The sequence below is a fragment of the Nostoc mirabile CHAB5784 genome (assembly GCF_020829645.1).
GTDB classification, from domain to species: Bacteria; Cyanobacteriota; Cyanobacteriia; order Cyanobacteriales; family Nostocaceae; genus Nostoc; species Nostoc mirabile.
In genome coordinates, this window is sequence record NZ_JAIVFS010000247.1 from 1 (window position 1) to 3,627 (window position 3,627).

4 protein-coding genes are annotated in these 3,627 nt (G+C 41.0%); 2 read left to right on the forward strand and 2 right to left on the reverse strand.

Annotated elements, in window-relative coordinates; genetic code table 11:
* Window positions 1-45: 45 nt before the first annotated feature.
* Window positions 46-630, reverse strand: a complete 585-nt coding sequence (locus tag LC653_RS45060) for a GHMP family kinase ATP-binding protein (RefSeq protein ID WP_229501720.1) — start codon at window positions 628-630, stop codon at window positions 46-48.
* Between the two features lie 132 nt (window positions 631-762).
* Between LC653_RS45060 and LC653_RS46680 the strand changes: the two genes are divergently transcribed.
* Entirely contained in the window at window positions 763-891 is a 129-nt protein-coding gene (locus LC653_RS46680; protein WP_267923457.1) for a hypothetical protein, read from the forward strand.
* A 260-nt stretch (window positions 892-1,151) separates the two neighbouring features.
* The gene (locus LC653_RS45065) at window positions 1,152-1,889 is read left to right on the forward strand and encodes a YdcF family protein (protein ID WP_229501721.1); all 738 of its coding nucleotides are present in this window, start codon (window positions 1,152-1,154) and stop codon (window positions 1,887-1,889) included.
* Window positions 1,890-2,056: 167 nt separating this feature from the next.
* On the opposite strand, the gene LC653_RS45070 is transcribed toward LC653_RS45065, so the two are convergent.
* A complete protein-coding gene (locus LC653_RS45070; RefSeq protein ID WP_229501722.1) occupies window positions 2,057-2,758 on the reverse strand; it encodes a serine/threonine protein kinase in 702 nt (233 codons plus the stop codon).
* Window positions 2,759-3,627 lie beyond the last annotated feature (869 nt).

The window sequence follows — 3,627 nt, forward strand, 5'->3', positions numbered from 1 at the left end:
AGTTCTTCTTTGGGCAACTGGCTCAAACTTTCTCGGTCTAATTCTTCAGGCTGGCTTTGGTTCATATTTGTGATACTCACCCTCAAGTGTCCTCCTTGTCAATACTCTGCCACCTGAATCCTTACGATCCATACGACCACAAAGGCTAGGAGTGGTTCTTTCTCCCAGATAGGCAAACTCCATTTCTGAACGAATTGTCATCTTCAAGTCATACAGACGATTAAAAGACCGAGCAATGAGAACGCAAAAGGCAGCACTCGAAGATAATCCTTTTTGGATGGGTAAGTCGGTTAGATAATTATCAACCTCAAGCCCGCCAACACCATAGTGAGTAAGAAATTGATAAGCTGTACCAGCAGCATAACTAAAAAAACCACCCTTTGCCGCTATGCATTTCAGGGTATTAGATTCCATAGGTAATCTCAACGGTTCATAACTCCTGCCATCATTGAGAGAAGTACGAATAATTAATTCAGTAGAATTAGGTAAGACATTGGCATAAATTCCTTGATTAGTACCAACAATTAAGGTGTAGCCCTTTTCGAGCAGAGGATTAACACTGCGATATTCTCCTGCCCAATCGCTGTGTTCTCCGAACAAACAAAGACGGCCTGGAACAAAAATTCTCATTTGAAGTTTCCTGTTCTTAATCGAGGTATATTATCCTGATTAACTTGAATAAACAACATACCATTCATCACTCCAATAGCCCACATCAGCAGCACTTTCGGTAATCACTCGTGAGAATCAATTGAGGAGGCGATGACTACGCTCCACCTAGCGATCGCTACTTTCTCCATCCCCAGATTTCCTTACTGGGCACCTCATCACCAGCAACCATGCCTGTCGGCTGCCAAGGAAGAAGCTCAAATTCGCGGATGCCGTCTGTAATACGCTGGCTTGTGCTGACTTATAACCTTTGTAATGCCAACTTCAAGATTATTTGTTTTTTGCGTAAAGTACGAAACTTAAGGTGAATAGTATTATATAACGGTATTTACTATGGATAAACCGGGGACAAGATTAATTGTCTCCTATATAATTTACTTCTATCAAAAACTGCTCTGGATTCGGCCCAGAGCAGTTTTATATAGGAATTATGCATTTAGCTTAGATATCGAAACTAAGCATGAAAAATAGCACAACGCCCGATGCTCAATTACAAAATTCCGAAAAAATGGTTAATTTTGGTGATAGTAGCTTTGATATCTGCCTTGTTGCTGGCGCTCGCTTCTTCTGCCTCAAGTATTTATTTATATGGCAGCAGTACTAATAATATCAAGGCAGATGCAGCAATTGTTTTAGGAGCAGCAGTTTGGGGAGAAGAACCATCTCCTGTTTTCAGGGAGCGAATCAACCACGCCATTAACTTATATAAAAATGGATCTGTTAAGACAATCATTTTTACTGGCGGAGTTGGCGAGAGTAATGAACCAGCTGAAGCTATAGTTGGAAAAAATTATGCACTCGCGCAACAGGTAAAAGCTGCTGATATTCTCACTGAAACTCAATCTCGCACAACTCACCAGATTCGGCACTTTTCTATTTTCAGTTTGATATTTTTGCTGTTTTTAACGATAGCTACTAGTCTTTTTGCTTATCAAGTTTCACCGTTAAGAGATCCGACTTTTCGCCCTGATAGCGCAAATGGAGGTTCATTAATACCTTGGATGCAAGGCGTAACTGAAGACCATTGGTTATTGCTAGCTAATATAATCGCGTTTTCTCTTTCTACAAATCTCACACTGATTATTTGGCAGGCGCGACGATTTCATCATCATAATAAGTGGATAAGTTTCATAACTATGACAGTAACATGGACGATGTTATTTGGGAGTTTTATGTTCACCTCGATAATTTACTTATTAATGCAGTGGCTAATTGATTAACCCAAAAGCCGCAGGTGTTACAGAAATTATTGATAAAATTTAGCTATTGCAAAAGGTATATTATTTATTGTTCCGGTTAAACTCAAAGCAATAGCAAGAGGGTGCAATACCATTTTATTTTCACTTTTTGGCACAGAAATACTTAATGTTTGCAAGAATAAATTAGCCTAACGTTTTAAACATTTAAAACGAGTTAATCTTAGGATTAGTTGACAACAGGAAGTTTTGAAAGAGGTTGCCAGACGATAAGATTTGCGGATTATATCTAAGGCAGAGTATGGCACACGGAGTCGAAGTGGGCATAACACGGGGAGATATAACCAGTAATAAGCCTTCTTTAAGTCATTCCATTTTGAGCAGGCTTCAAGATGCAGGAAATCTGAGATGTCTACAACTAATCCTCTGCCTTGGTACATCATGACATTACGCCCGTGGACATCATGAGGGTGGAGGGAGCAACGTCGGGCATAGTCAAGAGCTTCATCGATGTCTCTTATTACCTGCTTGGGAATCGGTAAACCTAAGTGCATACAATCGTACAGGGTTGTTCCATAAAGCCGTTTCAAAATTAGAAAGCTATCTTTGGCGTACAAACACTCAGAAAATGCCGGATGAGAACCTAGACGACGGTAGACTTCTACTTCCTCTTCAAAGCCCGGTCGTCCTGGGGCATAAATTTTAACTACACACTCTGGGTGATCGGGGTGATAAACTACTGCGGCGTAATTTCCTTTGCCAAGCAGCCGCCAGGGTTGTGGAAGATAGCTGACCTTAATGGGATTACGGGGATTGACACTTTCAATTTGTAATCTAGGCAGTAGTTGCTGATAAATGCTTTTGACTAACTGTTCTGGGAGCAATTTGTCCATACCGGATAAGTATCTGACACCAAAGAACAAGATAAACTACTTCATTCATCTCAACTATTACAGCAACAGTTGGAATTGAGCTTAATTTTGAAATGGCAATCCCTGCTATTATGATTCCCAAAAATAAAATTGTGAGCGCTCACATCCGAAATCGCTAAAAGCACGACTCTTACACATTTACGGAGTAGCACTAAAGCATTTGCTACGTTTGCACCCACATTCCCCGCACCAATGACCCCGACCTTGGATGTTTTGCTACTCATGTCGTATCTACCTTTTTTGTAACTGTTTTTCGCTTTGGGTTAAGAATATAACTGATATTGTCCAAAATCACGCAATTCGGTAGTTGAATTGTGCAATCGTTCCATCTAACAGTGCCATAAATTAATCCCCCTAACGATCGCAACTCCCAAAAACCCGTCTCACAAAAATGTCAAAGCCAGTAGCTTCTCTAACGCAAAACCTCCCAAACCGAATCTTCGCGCCAGATTTCCCACCAACACGCCACCCCGTCACTCCAATAGCTCACATCAGCAGGGCTTTCGGCGATAAGAGAGAGAATCGATTGGGGAGAGGATGGACTAATACCAATTCTCCAAAATGAGGCAACAGATGTAAATCAGGAAAGTCTTGCTGTATCTAAGTTTCTTAATTGCGAATTGCGTTAGCGATAGCGCAGCGTTAGCGAGGAACGAGCGTCGGAACGAGCGTCATTGCGAATTGCGAATTGGTATTACTCCCCTGACTAACGCTCTTTTATTACTCTCATGAGAGTATAATTAATTACTAACAGTTTAACTTAGCAAGGGTATTTAATTGGGTTCAAGAACGGCTACCTCCACGATCACCGTGGTAGATCAGTACTGCGA